At 54.7% G+C, this 19,329-nt stretch carries 9 protein-coding genes; 6 read left to right on the top strand and 3 right to left on the bottom strand.

The genetic code is table 11. The annotated features are described in order from the left end of the window. Window position 1: 1 nt before the first annotated feature. From II896_00100 to II896_00125, 6 genes are all read left to right on the top strand, one after another. Complete coding sequence (locus II896_00100; protein ID MBQ4443046.1) at window positions 2–2,479, top strand: hypothetical protein; 2,478 nt, start codon at window positions 2–4, stop codon at window positions 2,477–2,479. Window positions 2,480–2,560: 81 nt separating this feature from the next. Continuing rightward, complete coding sequence (locus II896_00105; GenBank protein MBQ4443047.1) at window positions 2,561–3,151, top strand: 4'-phosphopantetheinyl transferase superfamily protein; 591 nt, start codon at window positions 2,561–2,563, stop codon at window positions 3,149–3,151. Next, window positions 3,148–10,338: an amino acid adenylation domain-containing protein gene (locus II896_00110; GenBank protein MBQ4443048.1), complete on the top strand. Its 7,191-nt coding sequence runs from the start codon at window positions 3,148–3,150 to the stop codon at window positions 10,336–10,338. The genes II896_00105 and II896_00110 overlap by 4 nt, the downstream gene beginning before the upstream one ends. Before the next feature lie 51 nt (window positions 10,339–10,389). Further along, complete coding sequence (locus II896_00115; GenBank protein ID MBQ4443049.1) at window positions 10,390–10,686, top strand: STAS domain-containing protein; 297 nt, start codon at window positions 10,390–10,392, stop codon at window positions 10,684–10,686. Between the two features lie 9 nt (window positions 10,687–10,695). Beyond that, on the top strand, window positions 10,696–12,822 hold the full coding sequence (locus II896_00120; protein ID MBQ4443050.1) for a SpoIIE family protein phosphatase: 2,127 nt from the start codon (window positions 10,696–10,698) through the stop codon (window positions 12,820–12,822). Between the two features lie 374 nt (window positions 12,823–13,196). Next, complete coding sequence (locus II896_00125; GenBank protein MBQ4443051.1) at window positions 13,197–13,478, top strand: hypothetical protein; 282 nt, start codon at window positions 13,197–13,199, stop codon at window positions 13,476–13,478. Window positions 13,479–14,103: 625 nt separating this feature from the next. Here II896_00125 and csn2 read toward each other — a convergent pair. The 3 genes from csn2 to cas9 are packed head-to-tail and all read right to left on the bottom strand — an operon-like array spanning window position 14,104 to window position 19,259. Further along, a complete protein-coding gene (csn2, locus tag II896_00130; GenBank protein ID MBQ4443052.1) occupies window positions 14,104–14,718 on the bottom strand; it encodes a type II-A CRISPR-associated protein Csn2 in 615 nt (204 codons plus the stop codon). Then, entirely contained in the window at window positions 14,673–15,110 is a 438-nt protein-coding gene (locus II896_00135) for a CRISPR-associated endonuclease Cas1 (protein MBQ4443053.1), read from the bottom strand. The genes csn2 and II896_00135 overlap by 46 nt, the downstream gene beginning before the upstream one ends. Before the next feature lie 3 nt (window positions 15,111–15,113). Next, complete coding sequence (gene cas9, locus II896_00140) at window positions 15,114–19,259, bottom strand: type II CRISPR RNA-guided endonuclease Cas9 (protein MBQ4443054.1); 4,146 nt, start codon at window positions 19,257–19,259, stop codon at window positions 15,114–15,116. Window positions 19,260–19,329: the final 70 nt, after the last annotated feature.

Genomic DNA, 19,329 nt, shown 5'->3' on the forward strand with positions numbered 1-19,329 from the left:
TATGATCGGCACGATGCTCAAGCCCTTTTTCAAGAAGTTCATAGGGCTGTTCATTTCTATGGTCTTCGTTTCGATGCTGTCCATCGGTCTCTTGACGGCGTTCGCCTCCACCTTGCGCAATTTGGGCGAGACCTTCCGCACCTATTTATCGGAATATGAGGACGTCAACGTCGTGGCCGATATCGGGTTCACTTCCCTCACCAAGCTGGCTGACTTGTCGCAAGTGGACGGCGTGGAAACCGTGGAGTACCGCCTGACCATGACCGCCAATATGAAAACGGCGGACGACAAGCACACGTACACGATGAAGCTGTTTACGTTCAAAGACGACGGCACGTCCCGCTTCAATCGCTTCGTGCTCAAAACGGCCGCCGAAAAGAGCGCGGACAAAGTCAACGTCTCCCTCGTGCGCAAATTCGCCGACAACAACGGCTTCAAGCCCGGCGATTCGGTCAAGATAGGGTTCTACGACACCTTCCTCGACTGCAACGTCTACGAGATCATCGAGACGCCCGAGGCCATTCTCCCCCGCGTCAACGCCCTCGTATGGTCGGACAACACCGACTTCGGCTACGTCTACGTCGCCGAGAGCGAATTGGACAAATTGATCGCCGAAGCGGCCGTCGCCATTGAAAACAAGATAGAAGCGAACGACGCGTTCCGCGCCGTTTACGAAAAAGCGGTCGAAGCCGCGGGCGGCACCATTCCCGACCTCGTCGATACCTACGTCCTGGGCATGGACTACACGCGCGTATTCGCCAACCAGATCCTCATCAAGGGCGAAGACGGACTGCCCGAAGAAGTGGTCGTCTACAACGTCAACAAGTATCTGAAAACCCCCGAAAAAGAGGTAAAGGTCGATTCCGTCACCGAAAATCACAAGCAAGCCTATTACGCCTACGTCGAGAACTCCATCAAGACCATGCGCGTGGCGGCGGTATTTTTGCCCGTGTTCTTCTTCTCGGTGACGATGATCATCATCAGCCTGTTTATCAACCAGATCATCAAGGCGATGACGCCGCAAATAGGCATTATGATGTCCATCGGCGCGGGCAAATTGGATATTATATCCATCTTCCAGGTGTTCACGCTCATTATGTCCCTTTGCGCGGGCGCGCTGGGTACGGGCGTCGCCATAGGCCTCAATCGTATGCTGGCCTCCGCCCTTATCAACGTCTATTCCATTCCGACCATTCCCTACGGCGTCAATCCCCTCATCGCGGTGTTGTCGGTGTTGGCGTTGATGGTATTCGCGCAAGGCGCCACGGCATTCTCCTGCCGTAGTATTTTCCGCATCACGCCCAAAGACGCCACCATCTCCAACGAGGCCAAGCGCAAGCGTATGTCGCCCAAATTGGAGGCCGCCATCGACCGCGCGCCTATGATTATAAGACTCGGCGTCAATTCCATCGCGCAAAACCCCAAGCGCTTTTTGGTGTCCGCTTTCGCCATCCTCGCGTCGTTCGTCATTATCCTTATGTCCCTCTTCTTCTACGACGCAAAGATGAACCTATTGCATCAGACGGTGGACGAGAGATGGTCTTTCGACGCGCAGGTCTATATGGCGTCCGTGGCCACCGAGGAAGATATAGCCGCCGTGCGCAGCCAGCCTTCGGTGAAACAATTTTTGGATTGCTACTGCACCTACGCCAAGGTCGAAAACCTGTACGACTCCAAAAAGCACGCGTCCATCGCTTGCGTGGGGTTTGACGAGGATCCCAACAACGATCTCATTGTCATTCCCGACGAAAAAGGCAAAGGTGATATGTCCTTGCCCTCGTCGGGCGTAGTCTTGCCGCAACCCGTCGCCAAGGCGATAGGCGTCAAGAAGGGCGATTGGGTGAAGATGAACGGCGTGCCCTACCGTGTGTCCGCCATCTCCTTCCAATACGGGCACACCATCGCCTTTATGACCAAGGCGGAACTCGTGCGTATGGATATGCAATATATCTCCACGTATATCCTCAATCTCAACGACGACGCGGCTTTCCTTACCTATATGCAGGAGCACAATCCCGCCACCGTCACCGTGTTCTCGAAAAATCTCCGCAAGGATATGCGCGGTATGTTCGGCGCCATCGACATCTTCATCTATCTGCTTATCGGATTCTCCCTCGCGATGGGCTTCATCATTTTGTGCATCATGGGGCAGAACGCCTTGATGGAGCAAAAACGGCAAATATCCGTCTTCCGCCTCATCGGCTTCACGGTGCTGGACGTGTCCAACCTGTGGACGTTGCAGGGCGTGGCGCAACTGGTATTGTCGTCCATCTTCGCCATTCCCGCGGGCGTGGGCGCGTCCGCCGCTCTGTACGCGATGGTCAATTCGTCCTCTCAGATATTCCCCCTCACCGTCAAGGCGACGACCGTTCTTGCCGCCTTTGCCTTCGTGTTCGTCATCATAGTCGCCAGCCACTTGTTGTCCATGCTGTCCATCAAGCGGTGGAACCTGGCCGACAACACGCGAAGCCGCGAATGATCGAGGATACGCGCGGCGCGGTTTTGCGGCAAAGTCGCCCGTAGGCGCGCCGCTCGACCGACAGATAAGGAGCGAACGGATATGGTAAAGGTGGTATTGGCAAAGACTCGTGGTCTGACGTGGGCAAAAGCCCGCGCCTTGCCCTTCGTCCTCGCAGAGGACGTAGCCGAGGCCGACCGCTACCGAAGCCCCGACGACAAGGTGCTGCACCTCGTATCGGCCTTTCTCAAACGGAAATACGTGGGGACGTGGACGGTTTCGCCCGAGGGCAAGCCCCTTTCCCTCGCCGTTTGCTTCAACGTGTCGCACACCGAATGGCTGGTGGCTTTGGCGCTCGCCCCCTTTGACGTGGGCGTAGACGTGGAGCGCGTCCGCACGGCCGACGCGGATTTGCGCAACTATATCGCCGCCTCCGACGAGCGGGCGCACGTCCACTCGGACGAGGACTTTTTCCGTCTGTGGACGGCCAAAGAGAGCCTGGTCAAAGCCGAAGGCACGGGCTTTGACGTCAAACCCGACGAAGTGCCCGCCTTGCCCCTCGAAGGGTGCAAGACCTACAAAAATCATCGCTATTATTCCCGCCAAACCGAGGTGGGCGACTGCGTGCTATCCGTCACGTGCCGCACCGACCGACCGTTTGAGTGGGCCATTGAAAAGGAGAATATACTATGAGCCAATATTATCCGCTGTCCAAAACCGAAGAAGGCATCTACGTATCCTGTCTTACGCCTACCGACGCCTACAACCTCACCAACGTACTGCGGTTGGGCAAATCCTTGGACGTTCCTCGTTTCACCGCCGCGGTGGCCGCGGTATTCGACGCGCACCCCTATCTGTTCACCGTGTTGTTCGAGGGAGAGGACGGCGGCATATACAAAAAACTCCAACCCGTACCCATAGAGTTGCCCGTCGTCGAGGTGGACGAACTCGACGTACAGTCGCCCCCCTTCGAGATGCTGGGGCGGCATTTGTTCCGCTTGGCTTTGTACCGCGTGGCGGGCGAATACGTCTTCGTCTTCGACTTCCATCATATCATTTTCGACGGCACTTCGGCCAAATTGTTCATCGACCAAGTGGGCGCCGTCTATCGCGGCGAATCCATCGAAAAAGAGACCTACAGCGCCAACGAATTCGGCCTTGACGAGCAAAAACGCCTGCAAACGGACGACTACCGCAAGGCAAAAGATTTCTTCGAGAAGGCCGTCAAAGACCCCGAGACCGATTCCGCGCTCATCGAGGACAAGTCGGAGGGCACGATCCTTCACGGCACGTTCCATCAGGACCTCACCGTCCTCAACGCGGACGTAAAAGACCTGACCAAACGGCTGAAAATCAAAACGTCGGCATTCTTCTTGGCGACTTTCGGCTATTTGTTGTCCAAAATCAATATGGACGACAAGGCGCTCTTCCTCACCGTCAACAACGGCCGCGACGAGATGACGCGCCATTCGTTGGGTATGTTCGTCAAGACCTTTCCCTTCTATCTGGAAAACAAAGAAACGGTGGCCGAATACCTCTCGGCCGCCAACGACTATCTGGTGGGCGCGACCGCCAGCCTACTGTATCCCTTCTCGGACGCGGTCAAGGATTTGGGCGTGCCCGACGGCGTGATGTTCGCCTATCAAGGGGACAGTTTCTACAAGACCGAGTGGGAGGGGCGTGACGCCTTCGTGTCCCTTCTCGACCGCAAGGACGGCAAGGACAAGTTGAGCGTGGAAGTATATCGTGAAAACGGGTGCTTCCTGGTGTGGGTAGAGTACCGCGCCGACCTCTACGAAGAGGACACCGTTCGGCACCTCATCCGCCTCTACGACGTGGCGCTCAAAGAGTTTTTGCGAAAAGCCGCGCTTGCCGACGTCGATCTCGTCGACGAAAAGGAAAAGGCGCTGTTGGATTCTTTCAACCGCGCGGACCTCTCCTATATAGACGCAAACCGCACGGTATTGGACGATTTCCGCGATATGGTAAAGAAATATCCCGACCACCCCGCCGTCGTGTTCCGCGACAAGCGCTACACCTATCGTGACGTGGATCGCTTGTCCGACAATATAGCCGCCTACCTCGCGGCCAAAGGCGTGGGCAAAGAGGACGTGGTGTCCGTACTCATCAACAAGAGCGAATATATCGTCATCGCCTCGTTGGGCGTGCTCAAATCGGGCGCGGCCTACCAGCCCCTCGATCCGTCTTACCCCGTGGAGCGATTGGCGTTCATGGTCAAGGACGTCGCCGCCAAGGCCCTCATCAAGGACCGTGACCTCGATTTGTTGCAAGACTACGACGGCCCCATTCTCTACACGGACGAAGTAGACGCGTTGCCCGACCACGCGGCGCCTCGGGTGGACGTGCGGCCCCGAGATTTGTTCATTATGCTGTATACGTCGGGTTCGACGGGCGTGCCGAAAGGCGTTATGCTCGAGCACGGCAACCTCAACACGTTCGCCACCTATCACGCGCGGCGGTTCGGCGTAGACCATACGGCCAGAGTAGCCGCCTACGCATCGTACGGGTTCGACGCGGATATGCTCGACCTCTATCCCACCCTCACGCACGGCGGGTGCGTATACGTCATACCCAACGAACTCAGGCTGGACCTCATCAAGTTGGGGGACTACTTCAACCAAAACGGCGTCACGCACGCCATGCTCACCACGCAGGTGGGGCGGCAATTCATCGAAATGATAGACGCGCCCACGTTGCGTTTCCTCTTGGTCGGCGGCGAAAAGTTGGTGCCCGTCGCACCGCCCAAATACACGTTGGCCAACGGCTACGGTCCCACCGAGGGCACGGTATATTGCTCGGCCCAAGTGGTGGATCGCACGTACTATCGCGTGCCTATCGGCAAAGCCAACGAAACCTACAAGACCTACGTCCTCGACAAAAACGGCCGTCGCCTGCCCACCTTGGCGCAAGGCGAATTGTGCATAGCCGGCCCGCAGGTGGCGAGGGGCTATCTCAACCGTGAGGAAGAGAACAAAAAAGCCTTTCTCCTTAATCCCTTCGACGAAGACGCCGCCTTTGCGCGGCTCTATCGCACGGGCGACGTGGTGCGCTATCTCGCGGACGGCACGTTGGACTTCATCGGTCGCAAGGACGGTCAGGTGAAGATACGCGGCTTCCGCGTGGAACTCTCGGAAGTGGAAAAGGTCATTCGGGAATACGCGGGCGTCAAAGACGCCACCGTCAAGGACTTCGTGGACCCCGCGGGCGTCAAGTATTTGTGCGCCTACGTCGTGTCGAACGACGAGATAGACGTGGACGACCTCAACGCCTTTATCGCGTCCAAAAAGCCCCCCTATATGGTGCCCGCCTACACGATGCAGATAGACGCCATTCCCCTCAACCAAAACCAAAAAGTCAACAAACGCGCCTTGCCGCAGCCCCAACTCAAACAGCGCGAAAAGGTAGCGCCCGCGGGTGAGGACGAGCAAGCGGTGTACGACATTCTCGCGGGCATTCTGGGCACGCGGGACTTCGGCGTTACCACGGACGTCTACGAGGCGGGCCTCACCAGCGTGTCCTCTATCCGTTTCGCCATTCTCTTGTCCAAACGATTCGGCAAAGAGGTGGGCAACGCCGACTTCCGCGCCTGCCCCACCGTGCGGGCGTTGACCGCGCGGCTGGCGGCCAAAGAGGAAGTGAAGACCTACGAAATACGGGCGGAATACCCCCTCTCCAAGTTGCAGGAAGGCATTTTCGTGGAATGTACCACCCACCCCGATACCACCGTCTACAATATCCCCGTTTTGATCAAACTCCACCCCTCGGTGGACGTAGAACGCCTGGCCGAGGCCGTAGAGAGGGTCGTGGACGCGCACCCCTATCTCAAAATGCGCCTGCACGTCCGTGACGACGGGGACGTGGTGGCCACCCGCGACGACGCGCGCAAGATAGCGGTCGGTCGCATCACGGTTGCCGAGGGCGAAACGAGCGGTCTCGTCAAGCCCTTCGACCTGCAAAAAGACGATCTCTTCCGCGCCGCCATCGTCACGGACGGCAAGCAGAATTATCTGTTCGTGGACGCGCACCATATCGTATTCGACGGCGAATCGCTGGTCGTCTTTATGCGCGAAGTGGAAGAAGCCTATCAAGGTCAAAGCGTCCCCGCCGAAACCTACACGGGGTTCGAAGTGGCCTTGGACGAAGAGGAAAGAGTAAAGAGCGACGACTATCGTCGGGCCAAAGCCTATTACGAGGATCTTTTGGGCGCGGTGGACACCGAATGTATGCCCATTCGCGACCGCGACGAAGGCGTCGACCGAGGGGAAGATTTCTTGGTGGCCGCCGTCATAGACAAAGCCCCTCTCGCCGCCTTCCTCAAAGATAGCGGCACCACCGTCAACGCCCTTTGGAACGCCGCGTTCGGCTACGCCTTGGCCAAGTTTCTGGCGCGGGAAGACTGCGTGTATACCACCGTCTACAACGGCCGTAGTGACAGTCGTCTGGCGGACGCCATCGGTATGTACGTGCACACATTGCCCGTGGTATTCCGCATGACGGCGGGGCAAAGCGCCAAAGACGCCGTGCGCAACGTGGCCAAACTGCTCGCAGACGACATGGCCAACGACGTCTATCCCTTTGCCGAAATATCCCGCAACTTCGGCGTCAAAGCCAACGTGATGTTCGTGTACGAGGGCAATATCGGCACGGGGCTGACGGTCGGCGGACAACCAGCCGAAAGCGTGATGCTCAAATTGGACGCGCTCAAAGCAGACCTCTCCGTCTTCGTGTACGAAACGGGAAACGGCTTCCGCTTAGATTGCGAATACAACGCGCGCTACTACGAAGAATGGAGCATTCGCTCCTTGCTGCAAAGCACCGTGGCGGCGCTCAACGCGATGATTTCGGGCGTCAAAATAGACGAAATATCCCTGCTTTCGCCCCAAGAAAAGGCCCGTCTGGACGCTACCTTCGTGGCGCACGAAACCGAGGATACCGACGTCGTTACCCTCTTCAGACGCGCCGCCGCGGCGTACCCCGAGCGCAACGCCGTCATCTTCCGCGACAAGCGCCTCACCTATCGGCAATTGGACGAGATATCCGACCGCGTGGCCGCCTACGTCCAAAGCCGTGGCGTGGGCAAAGAAGACCGCGTGTCCATTCTCGTCCCGAGAGGGGAATATATGGTGATAGCGGCCTTGGGCGTGCTCAAAGCGGGCGCGGCCTACGAGCCGTTGGATCCCTCCTATCCCCCCGAGCGGCTCAACTTTATGGTGCAAAACGCCAAGGCAAAATTGGTCATCGCGGATAGCGCCCTCATCGGGTTGCTGTCCGAATACGAGGGCGACCGCCTTTTCATCGAGGACGTTCCCTCTCTGCCGCAGGCGAAACCCGTCGATCCCTCGCTCAAAGGGAATAATATGTTCATCATCCTGTACACCTCGGGCACGACGGGCACGCCCAAGGGCGTGATGCTCGAGCATCACAACCTCGTCAACTTCTGCACTTGGTATAGAGCGCATTACGATCTCACCCCCGAATCGGTGGTGGGCGCTTACGCGAGTTTCGGCTTCGACGCGGATATGATGGATTTGTACCCCGCGCTCACGACGGGTGCGGCGGTCTACGTCATTCCCGAAGATATGCGCCTTGACCTCAACGCCCTCAACGAAGCGTTCAAGGAGAACGGGGTGTCGCACGTCTTTATGACCACCCAGATGGGGCGTATGTTCGCCGAAAACATTGCGGGCGAAAGCCTTGCGCACCTGTCGGTGGGCGGCGAAACGCTCGCTCCCGTCAATCCGCCCAAAGGGTTCGCGCTTTGGAACGGATACGGCCCCACCGAATGCACCATCTTCTCCACGATATGGAAGATAGATCGCCTCTACTACCGCAATCCCATCGGCGCGGCCTTGTGGAACTACAAACTGTACGTCGTGGGCAAAGCGGGCGACGAATTGCCCGTAGGCGCGTTGGGCGAGTTGTGGATAGCGGGCGCGGGCGTAGGCAGAGGCTACCTCGACCTACCCGAGCAGACCAAAAAGGTCTTTATTGCCAACCCCTTCGACAGCACCTCAGGCTTCGAGCGCGCGTATCGCACGGGCGACGTGGTGCGCCGCCTCGCGGACGGTAGCATCGACTTCGTAGGGCGCAACGACGGGCAGGTGAAGATACGCGGTTTCCGCATCGAATTGGCCGAGGTTGAAGGCGTTATACGCGAGTACCCCGGCGTCAAAAACGTGACCGTGCAAGCCTTCGAGGACAAGGCCTTCGGCGGCAAGTTCCTCGCGGCCTACGTCGTGGCGGACGACAAATTGGACTTCGGCGCCATCGGCGAGTTCATCAAGAGCAAAAAGCCCCCCTATATGGTGCCTGCGGCCTTTATGCAGTTGGACGAGATACCCCTCAACCAAAACCAAAAAGTCAACAAACGCGCTTTGCCCGCCCCCGTGCGCAACGCGGCGGATACGAGCGTCAAAGACGAGCCGACCACCGCGCTCGAACGCGAGATATGCAAGGTGTTCGCCAACATATTGGGACTTGAAAAAGTCGGCGCCACCGACGATTTCTTCGACATCGGCGGCACTTCGATAAGCGCCGCGAAGGTGTCTATGTACGCCGCGGGCAAGAGTTATCCCGTGGCCTACAAGGACATTTTCGACAATCCCACCGCCCGCGCTTTGGCCAAACATATCACCGAGGCGAGCGGCCAAACGGCAGAAACGCAAGCGGTGCAAGAGGAAGAAAAGAGCGAAGAGGCGCTCCGCCACAACGCGGTGACCTACGTCAACGAGATTGCGTCCGTGCGCCCCCTCGGCAGAACGCTCCTCGCGGGCGGCACGGGCTTCCTCGGCTCTCACATACTCAAAGCCCTCTTGGACGACGGGGTGGACACGGTGGTATTGAGCCGTAGCAGCAAGACCTTGGACGCCAAAACGCGCTTGTCGGCCATGATGATGTACTACTTCGACGAAACGGCGGACGACCTCGTGGACAATCGCCTCACCGTGATCGACGGCGACATCACCAACGCCGACCTCTTGGACAAACTGAAAGACGAGCAGATAGACACCATCATCAACGCGGCCGCCTGCGTCAAGCACTTCGCCGCGGACGACATTATCGAGCGCATCAACGTAGGCGGGGTGGAGAACCTTATCAAGGTGGCTTTGGCGCACGACGCCAGGCTCATTCAAATCTCCACTTTGTCCGTCGCGGGCGAGAATGTGGGCAACAAGTTCCCCCCGACCTACCGCATGAAAGAGACGCAACTCTACTTCGGGCAGGACATCTCCAACAAGTACGTCAATTCCAAATTCAAGGCCGAGCAAGCCATCGTAGAAGCCATCGAGCGCGAGGGGTTGGACGCCAAGATGATCCGCGTAGGCAACTTGATGAGCCGACTGTCGGACGGCGAGTTCCAGGTCAACGCCATCACCAACGGCTTTATGCGCAACCTCAAAGGCTACGCCACTCTCAAGAAGTTCCCCGTCAACAGTATGGACGCCGTCATCGACTTCACCCCCATCGACGAAGTGGCCAAGGCCGTGTTGCTACTGTCCACCACGGGCAAAGAGTTCACCACGTTCCACGCCGCCAACTCGCATCAGGTGCAGATGGGCGACGTCATCTACGCGATGAACGAGATGGGCTTCGGCATCGACGTGGTGCCGGACGAGGAATTTGTGCGCGCCCTCAAAGAAATGATGGCCGACGAAAAGAAGAATATGCTGGTGTCCGCTCTCATCAATTACGCCTCTTCGGACGGCAAGGCGCACGCCTTCATTCAATCGGACAACGAGTTTTCCAACAAAGCGCTCTATCATCTGGGCTACAAGTGGCCCATTACGGACGAGCGTTATCTCGAAAACGCCATTCGGGCTTTGGCCGAACTCAACTTCTTCATTCGCACGGATATCTAACGATAATCTCACTTTTGCAATCGCAAAAACAACTCTTATAGGAGAAAGAAAATGGAAGTCAACATTGAACACAACGAAGCAATGGTCATTGCCGTCAAAGGCAGATTGGACACGGTTACGTCCGCGCAGTTGGACGCCGCCATCAAGGCCGAAACCATCACGGAAAACTTGGTCGTCTTCGACTTCACCGACGTGGAGTACATTTCGTCGGCGGGGCTTCGCGTACTATTGGGGCTCAAACGCACCTTGGACGACGAAGGCAAAGCGCTCGAGGTACACAATATCAACGCGGTGGTACGAGAGATATTCTCGGTGACCGGTTTTATCAACGCGCTGACCGTCAAGTAACGCCCTCTTATGAAAATAAGCCTGCGTCTGAAGGTCGTGTTTATGACCGTTATTTTGTCGATGGCACTCATCGGCGCGTCCGTTCTCATCGCGTCGCTGTTTTTCACCGAGCGCACGCAAAAAGACGCCGATAACGATTGCGCCATGGCCGCCGCCAATATGGCGAAGCGCCTCGACGAATCGTATGGGGATTTTATCGTGAATTACGCCGCTTCCATGCGCCAAATCTACGAGGATAACTACGAAGATTTGGTGTATCACGAACAGCACGGATTCGCCTCCCGTGAGGAAGAAGCGGAGTATTACAAGAGCCTTACCGCGCCTTTGTTCCCCGCTTCGACCGGCTTCGGCATGAGTTACGCGCAGTCCGAGTTCCGCAACAACTACAACTTCGTTATGCAGGAATTGTTGCTGGTCTCCAACAATTTCAACACCGAGGGCGGCTATGTCTATCTCTACGACAGCCAAAACGATTATATCGTCTTTATGATGGATTGCACGGACGACGATTCGCCGTTGTACGCCTTCCCCGCCAGCATTCAGCGGCCCTCCCCACAATGGAAATCGGCCGTAGGCGACGCGAATACCGTGGTTACGTACCTCAAAAAATTGAACGGCGTGCAGTATTGCTACGGGACGTACCCGCTCTTGGACGAAGACGAGGGCACGGTCGTCGCCTACGTCGGATTCAACTACGATATGGCCAAATTGCAGACCGCCCAACGCGAATTTATCACCACGATCACCATCATTATGGTTATCGTGATGGCGGTCATCACCCTCGTGTATTTGTTGTTGGCGGAGTATTTCCTCATCAAAAACATTCGCAAACTGTCCCGCTCTACCGTGGCGTTCTCGGACAACCTCGCGGAAGGCAAGCGGTTGACCTACGTCGATAGCGGCGTCAAGTCCCGCGACGAGGTGGGTATGCTCTCCGCGCAGTTTGGCGTCATGCAGCACAAACTCATCGAATACGTGGACACCATCGCCCAAAAGACGGCGGAAGAGCACCGTCGCGGCGCGGAGTTGTCCATAGCCGCCGAGATACAGCAAGAAGAATTGCCGCCCTCCGCGTATTCGGACGAGGCGGTATCCGTTCGCGCCAGTTTCACCGCCGCCAAAGAGGTAGGCGGCGACTTCTACGATTATTTCTACGTGGACGAAGGACGAGTGGCGGTGGTGATAGCCGACGTCACGGGCAAAGGGATACCCGCCGCCTTGTTTATGATGAAAGCGAAGAGCATCATCAAGAGCGAGGTCAAGGCGACCGAAGACCTAGTCAGAGCGATGGCCAAAGCCAACGACGCCATTCTCGAAAACAACCGCGCGGGGCTGTTCGTCACGGCCTTCGTGGGCGTCGTAGACGTGCGTACGCGTCGTATGACGTGCGTCAGCGCGGGGCACGAAAAGCCCTACCTCGTGGGCGAGGACGGCGCGGTCGAACGGTTGAACGTGCACGCCAACTTCGTGCTGGGCGGCATCGCGGGCTTCCCCTATGCGGCGGACGAGGTCGACCTCGGCGATAGGCGGCTCTTCCTCTTCACGGACGGGCTGAACGAGTCCATCGACGGCAACGAAGAGGAGTTCGGCTATCAACGCGTCGAAGACGCGCTCCGCATTTCCGCCCATCTCGGCCAAGACCAAGTGCTGTCGGCGATGCAAGACGCACTCGGCGCTTTCGTGGGCGACAAAGAGCCGTTCGACGACGTGACGATGCTGTCGTTTGCGCTCAAAGACGCCGCCTTGCACTTACGATTCGACGATCCCGACTACGACGTTATCGAGCAAACGACGGAAGCGGTCAACGCCGCTTTCCCGCAACTCGAAAGGGAGGTCTTGGTCAAAGCGGGCGTTATTATCGACGAGATACTCAACAATCTGGTTTCCTACGAAAAGAAAGAGGGGTTCGTCGTCACCGTCGACGCCGCCGTCAAGGCGGACGGTTTGACCCTCGTTTTCTCTTCCAACGGCGACGCGTTCAACCCTCTCCAAACGAAAGGAAAGCCCCTTACCTCGGACGCCGCCGAAGCGACTCTCGGCGGTTGGGGCATCGCCATCACGCGAAGTCTGTCTTCGGGCGTTTCCTACGCCCGCGTAGACGATCGCAACGTGTTAGAGGTGACGTTCGCGCTCTGATATGCGCGCCGACAAGACGCGCACGCCGTAGCACGACCGCAAAGCGTTCCCCGCACGGGGAGCGTTTTTTCGTGCCGTCCGCACGGGTGATGGCGCAATTTCGGGTGGGACGTATGGCCGAAAACCGTACCGTTCTCCTCACGAATCTCGACTTGGGTCAAATAAAACTCGCTCGGATTTCGAAGATTCGAGCGAGTTTTATATGGCGTCGTTTCGGCTCGCTCGGTCGTCCGTGCCTCGTTTCCGACGGAGTAGCGGCGGTTATTCGTCGCCTTTACCCTCGGTGAAACATACGATCCAAGTCCCCGTCGCAACCTTGGGGCGCATACATAGTCCCTTCCCGCGCGGGGCATACTATCCCCAAAGGAGCGGTTATGGCAACAAAAGCGGGCTATCTCGAAATACCGATAGAAGTCTTCGTCAAATATACCGAAAAGGGCGACTGCATTCCCTACAAATTGATCTATACCGACCGACTGTTCGTCATCGACAAAGTGCTGGACGAAAGCCCGCCCTATCCCGCCAAGGTATACGGCTACGCGCCGCGCGTATTCACCTGTCTCATCGCCGGTCGCAAGCGGCAACTCTATTTCTACGCGCACGAAAGCAAGTGGGTATTGCTGAAGCCTTCTTTCTCCGCGTCTTTCGACGGATAGCCCATTCCGTCCCCGTTAAACATGACTCCATTTCCCTTTGCCTTCGCTGTTGTTTTAGTACCACTTTGAATCACATACGGCTAAAATGGGGGTATTGCACGGGATTTTCGGGAACAGGTTTTAGTACCATTTTGAATCACATACTGCTAAAACTGATTGTTAGACGTACTCTTGTCTGGACAAGTTTTAGTACCATTTTGAATCACATACGGCTAAGACTTGTGCGCTATATAGTACCCCTTAGACGCAGTTATAGTACCATTTTGAATCACATACGGCTAAAACATACGTTGGGTATAAAGTTTTCGTATGCCAGTTTTAGTACCATTTTGAATCACATACGGCTAAAACTTATTTTAGCGGTGGTAGGCGCAACAACAGGTTTTAGTACCATTTTGAATCACATACGGCTAAAACAGCGGTGCTTTGTTGATTTCCTCGGCGGTTGTTTTAGTACCATTTTGAATCACATGCGGCTAAAACGTTCGCCGGACGGCATCTCCTCGATGCGGAGTTTTAGTACCATTTTGAATCACATACGGCTAAAACCTCAAAACCCGCACGCGCCCAAAATAGGAACCGTATTATACTGTTATCATTATATCATAAAAATCCTCATCAACAACTATCTTTTTTCATTTTGCAAAAGATTATTCGCATCAACGTTATCTACTAGCAGTAGTTTTAAGCCGCTGTAGATGGTGCATTTGATGATTTCATTCAATTCTTCCACCGAAAAAAATGATTTTGCGTTAATCAAAACGCATATTTCATAAGCCTTGGTGAGCGCGACTATTGCGATGAGGTTTTGCAAGTCTTCCACGATGGTGCCTGAAGTGTTGGCAATATGTGCATTGCATAGTTTAAGATAGGAAGAAATCGTTCGGGGCACATCATAATCCCATTGCAAATCGGTGTCTTCTATTTGTCGTAGTAGTCGGCATACCGCCTGTTCGACTTCATCCAAAAGAGATGTATATTCATCCCCTCGACAAGAGGAGTCCAGCAGTTTGCAATACTTGGCAAAGACGGTTTTTCCGATAGTAGCCAAAGAATAATAGTCAAGGATAACGACGGCTTCCTTCGTCCAATTCAGAGATCGATCGCCGAATAAAACAGCAATATGACCGTCCGCATAGCCGTTGCATTGCGCCACCAACGAGGCGAAGTACGCCCGACTCTTGCAAACGACGCCTATGACTTCGCCGTCCGCGGGCAAAATTTCATCCGCATATCCCAACAATAATCGTGCCCCTCATTTTGTCCTATTTGCGAAAGCAGGCGTGCCTGATTGCAAATTTTCTGCCGAAGGATTGCCGCCGATACGATATCCTTGATCTCGTCATTCCAGTGTGCCTGCGTCATAATCCGCTTGGACGAGTGGTAGTGGTCGTGATGCCCTACCACTTCGCCCATAGGATTGTGCTTTTCATCACAAAAGATAATTTTCACCTTCGATTTGACCAATTCAGCCAACGCCATACCGGTGAAACTGACCTGAGGCGAAGCCAGAATAAGCACGTCGATTTCGGAGATATGTATTTGTACGTCCGCTTCTTTTTTGACGATGACGTAGCCGCCGCGATAACATATTTTACTGCGGCTGTCCACTATGATGGTGCGCCAGCCCATGGCTTACTTTTTGGTGCGATAGTAGCCCGTGACGGATTGGTCGAGCCATTTCACTTTGTCGGGGTATATCGTCTTGCCGGTCAGTCGTCCCCAACTGCTTCCGCCGTTCCACTCTTTGGGCATATCGACACGACCTGCGCCACGCTTGGCGACGGTCAACAAATTGTCTATGTACTGACACTTGTCAATAGGACTTAATCCATCGAACCCCGTTTCTAAGAATGATTTGACTCTGGCGGCAATGTTGGCATACAGCGGATAGTATCGACGCATTTTTTCCACGATTTGTTCGACCAAACCGTGCGCGTCCCGCTCTATAACGTCTGCGGCATTGTTTTCTATCCAATGCTCGGCCACCGCTTGCCCTCTGCTCTTGTCTTTTTTCAAGTTCATCGCGTGCTCTATGGCGGCGATACACGCCATATAAGGGACATCCGTCACCAACTGCCTGGCGTTTTGCACCTCTTTCTCGCCTACGATATATACCAGATGTCCCTCGAGCGAAATCAGTTGGTATTTATACACGATACCACCCAGTACCTCGCCGCCCGAGTAGTTGTCTCGAACGTATGTTTCCAACGTAGTGTCTCCATTCTTTATGGCGGTGGCCGCTTGAACAGGTATGCCCACCAACGTCGTTTCACTCTTTTTGCCTTTGTCTCGGCTCACCTTGACGAAGTAGGCGCAATTCTCGTTGCTGTACCCGCCGTAAATGGCGGTATCGAGCGGTACGCGATTGCCGTCCTTGTCGGTTACGTAACGCAGGGGTATGCTTCCCTTGCCCGCGGGCATAATGGTTTGATTGTAAAAACCGCTATTTGCCCAAGGCTCCTTGATATACACCACGGCGATATCGTTATGGTCCATCTGACGGCAAATATTGCCGAACGCTACGTCCTCGGGGATGATTTCACCGTCCCCGTTGGTCGGCTTGTAGGGATAATGTCCGTATCGCAGCAGTTGTAAAATAGCGCCGTAGTAGTTGTTCTTTTGGGCAATCATGCGTGCGGCTTCCGTTTCTTCCTGCATATACTGTTTGGCACTGCGTACGCATTCGTTTTGCCCCCACATGGGATACAAATCAGTGGTAAATGTGCCCAATACGCCGGCCAAATAGGCGTCCTTGGCATGGTGCAGGTCGTTTAAGGTGCGCAATTTGAAAAAACTGCCATATCGAATGGAATCTTCGTCCGTCATCATGTGGCGGAAGTTACTGCTCAATCCTGCGCGGATATTACGCACGAATTGTTCTTGCATTCGGTGCGCAGGGAATGCGCGATAGATAACCTCGGCGAAGCACTTGTTGATTTGGGTGGTTTCTACCAACTGACGATTGATAAAGCCCGATAGTGCCTGCTCGTCCCAATGGTTGCGCTGTAGATTGTCCAATTTCTTTTGCGATATAAATCCTTTGCGTTGGAGAAATTGCCACCAACCGAGCATACGCTCGATGATTGCATCCGACAAGGCTTGGTCGCGCTTGCGCTGATTGCTGCTATGCAACACCAGTGCTTTGTTGTCGAGACTGTTATCCGTAATGTAACTGCGCGGGACGATGTGGTCTACCTCATAGTCGTTCAAGTGGTCGAGCGACAACGGCTCGCCCGTGTACATACAGCGCCCCATTTGAAGAAAATAGAGGAACACCTTTTCGTTATCGAAGTATTTTTGGGAGCCATCTTCTTTTTCCTTTGTCATTAATTCCTTTTTGCAGGATGGATAGCTTTCAGCGGCCCAGCCGTATTCCGCCACTTGTTGTTGTATGTTCTTGTACAACAGATCCAACATCTTTTGTCGACTGCTCTTTTTTTGCCCCTTGACATCGTCTTCCCGCGTGGTTTCCACAAAGATGTGTTGCGGCTCACAGCCCATTATCTGCACCACTTCACACACCACTTTGTAGGCTTGCCATACCGCTTTCTTGACCGCGGCGTCGGCATACAGCGGTTCTATCAACGCCTCGTACGTCAGGGCTTCGGCCGCTTCGTCGTTTCGTTGGAAGAGATCGACGAACCCGTATCGTTCGTCGTGAATGATTTGCTGCATGTTGTCGGGCGTTTCGTACAATAAATCCAGCACGCAACGTGGGGGCATGGCTGCGCTTGTTACCTCACACAAAGTGTGGCGCGAATATTTACCCCACCCCGCATATTTTTTCTTGCACAGCGTATCAATGTACTTTCTTAGGTACGAACGGGATTGGAATAAGGTATTCAGCACGCGCTTGCGCGCGTCGCGATCGGTGAACACGGTCAGACACTCTATCACTTTGTCGTAGAGAGGAACGTCGGCTTCGGCATAATCACTACCGAAAAGCGTTCGTAGGTCATACTCGGTTTTCATCCCGAAATCAAGCGCGTCATTGGCGTTTGGCGACGTAAATTTATAGTCGTTGATGTCGTTGCTCCACCGATAGTGGTTGTTGAGATATCCCAGAATCTCCTTTATTTTTATGTCCGCGCGTCCGCGAATCAAATGGTTGAAAACGTCTTGTTTTACTTCCACGGGGAATGGGTTGCCTTTATAGCGCAAGTTATTCAATCCGTTGAGGGTAATGTACCGCTGATAGGTGATGGATTGCAAAGGTAGCACGTATTCTTCGGGGAAAAATTGGTCGTGGGACAGCATACGCGCAATAAAGTTGAGATTGGCGGCATCCAAGTTCACCTTATCGGCGAAGTTCCAAGGATACACCCTTTCTTCGATTGTTTGGTCTATCCAACCCCCCTTCAACGTACCCACCGAATACGGACGGCGGAAAGAGAGAAGGGAGAGGATTTTGTCGCGGTTGGCGGCCAGTTCGGGATAATAAGGCGCTTGATTATCCAATATGTTCTTCAATTCGTTGAGTCCCAGTTGGTAGGGGACCACGCCGTTGTCGGTGCTGTTGAGACGCGGCATAAAGGTTTCGCACTCGATCAGGCGCAGTACCTCTGCCTTCGCGTCGCTGTCGGGCAGTTGGGCCAGCACCGATTTGACGTATTTGTAAAAGTCTTCTCGGGTGCATCCGCCCGCTTTGCCGCTATCTTTCCTGCTATAGCGCGTGCGACGCGTAGACGTCCGCACGTACGAGGGATAGTTGTCCAACGCGGTGGAATTTTTGCGCGGGGAATAAAACACTTGCCGGTATAATACTTTATTGCCGCGCAACAAATCTTTTAACAACTTCAAATGCTTACGATGTTGCTCGTACTTCGCCATCATCGCCTGCGAAAAAGAAGTATTGCCTTCTCCCAGTATATCTACGAAGCAATACTCGGTGTAGGCGACATGGAGAGCGTCCAAAAAGTTGCCGATTTCGTCGCCGAAAAGGGTATGGCAAGCGGCCAGTTGTTCTTCGGCGGTGTCCGTGCCGAATTGCAATTTTATCTCCACTTCGCCTTCCCATTTGAGCATTTGCCGCAATTCTTTTTCGGTTAGCAGGTATCCGCACAGCAGTTTTGCCATGCCTTTGGCAAAGTCGGTTGCGCTGCCGCATACGCCGACCATATCCTTTTGCCTATCCTTGCGGGGTTTCGACTTGTCTTTCATCTTGTCGTAGTAATCTTTGCCGTCGAAAGAATAATCCTCGGGCGTGAGGTCTGCCTCTATGGCAAGTTCTATCGCGTCTCGTAGCAGTTTTATTACGCCGTCACCGCTAACCGTGATGCTTTCCTCTTCGTGCAAAAAATTGCCGCGATATTTGATAATGTGGTGCATAGCAAGATAGACCAAACGTATATCCTTTCGTTCGGTCGTGCGGGTGAGCGCGTCACGCAAATGATAGATGGTGGGATATTCCTTGTAGTATTGCTTGTCCGTGTAGGCGCCGTTGAATAAGTTGTAGCGATAGTTGCGCCCCGTTTTGGCGTCGACGCGATTGCCGGCCAAAAAAGACATATCCATGCGGTGAAAGAACTGGGGGTCGACGGCTTTTACCGATTCCGCAGTTAATTCGCGCAACAGTTCGATGCGCTCGCGCCGTCTTTCGTAGCGGCGACGGGCGCTTCGAGCCAGCCGTCGATCTTTTGCCGAATGCCCCTCATCGAAAAGCACTACGCCCCACAGGTGCTGATTGCCTCTCTTGATGACGCGAAAATCCTGCCCGACCGCGGCCCAGCCGACGGAATTTGTGCCCAAATCCAAAGAAAGATTATAATATTTGTCCATATCTATTGACAACCTCCTCGTTTGATGGTAGAATAAATTCAGCATTTTGAATCACATACGAAGTTAAAAT

This window comes from Clostridia bacterium, assembly GCA_017394805.1.
Lineage (GTDB): Bacteria > Bacillota > Clostridia > Christensenellales > CAG-1252 > RUG14300.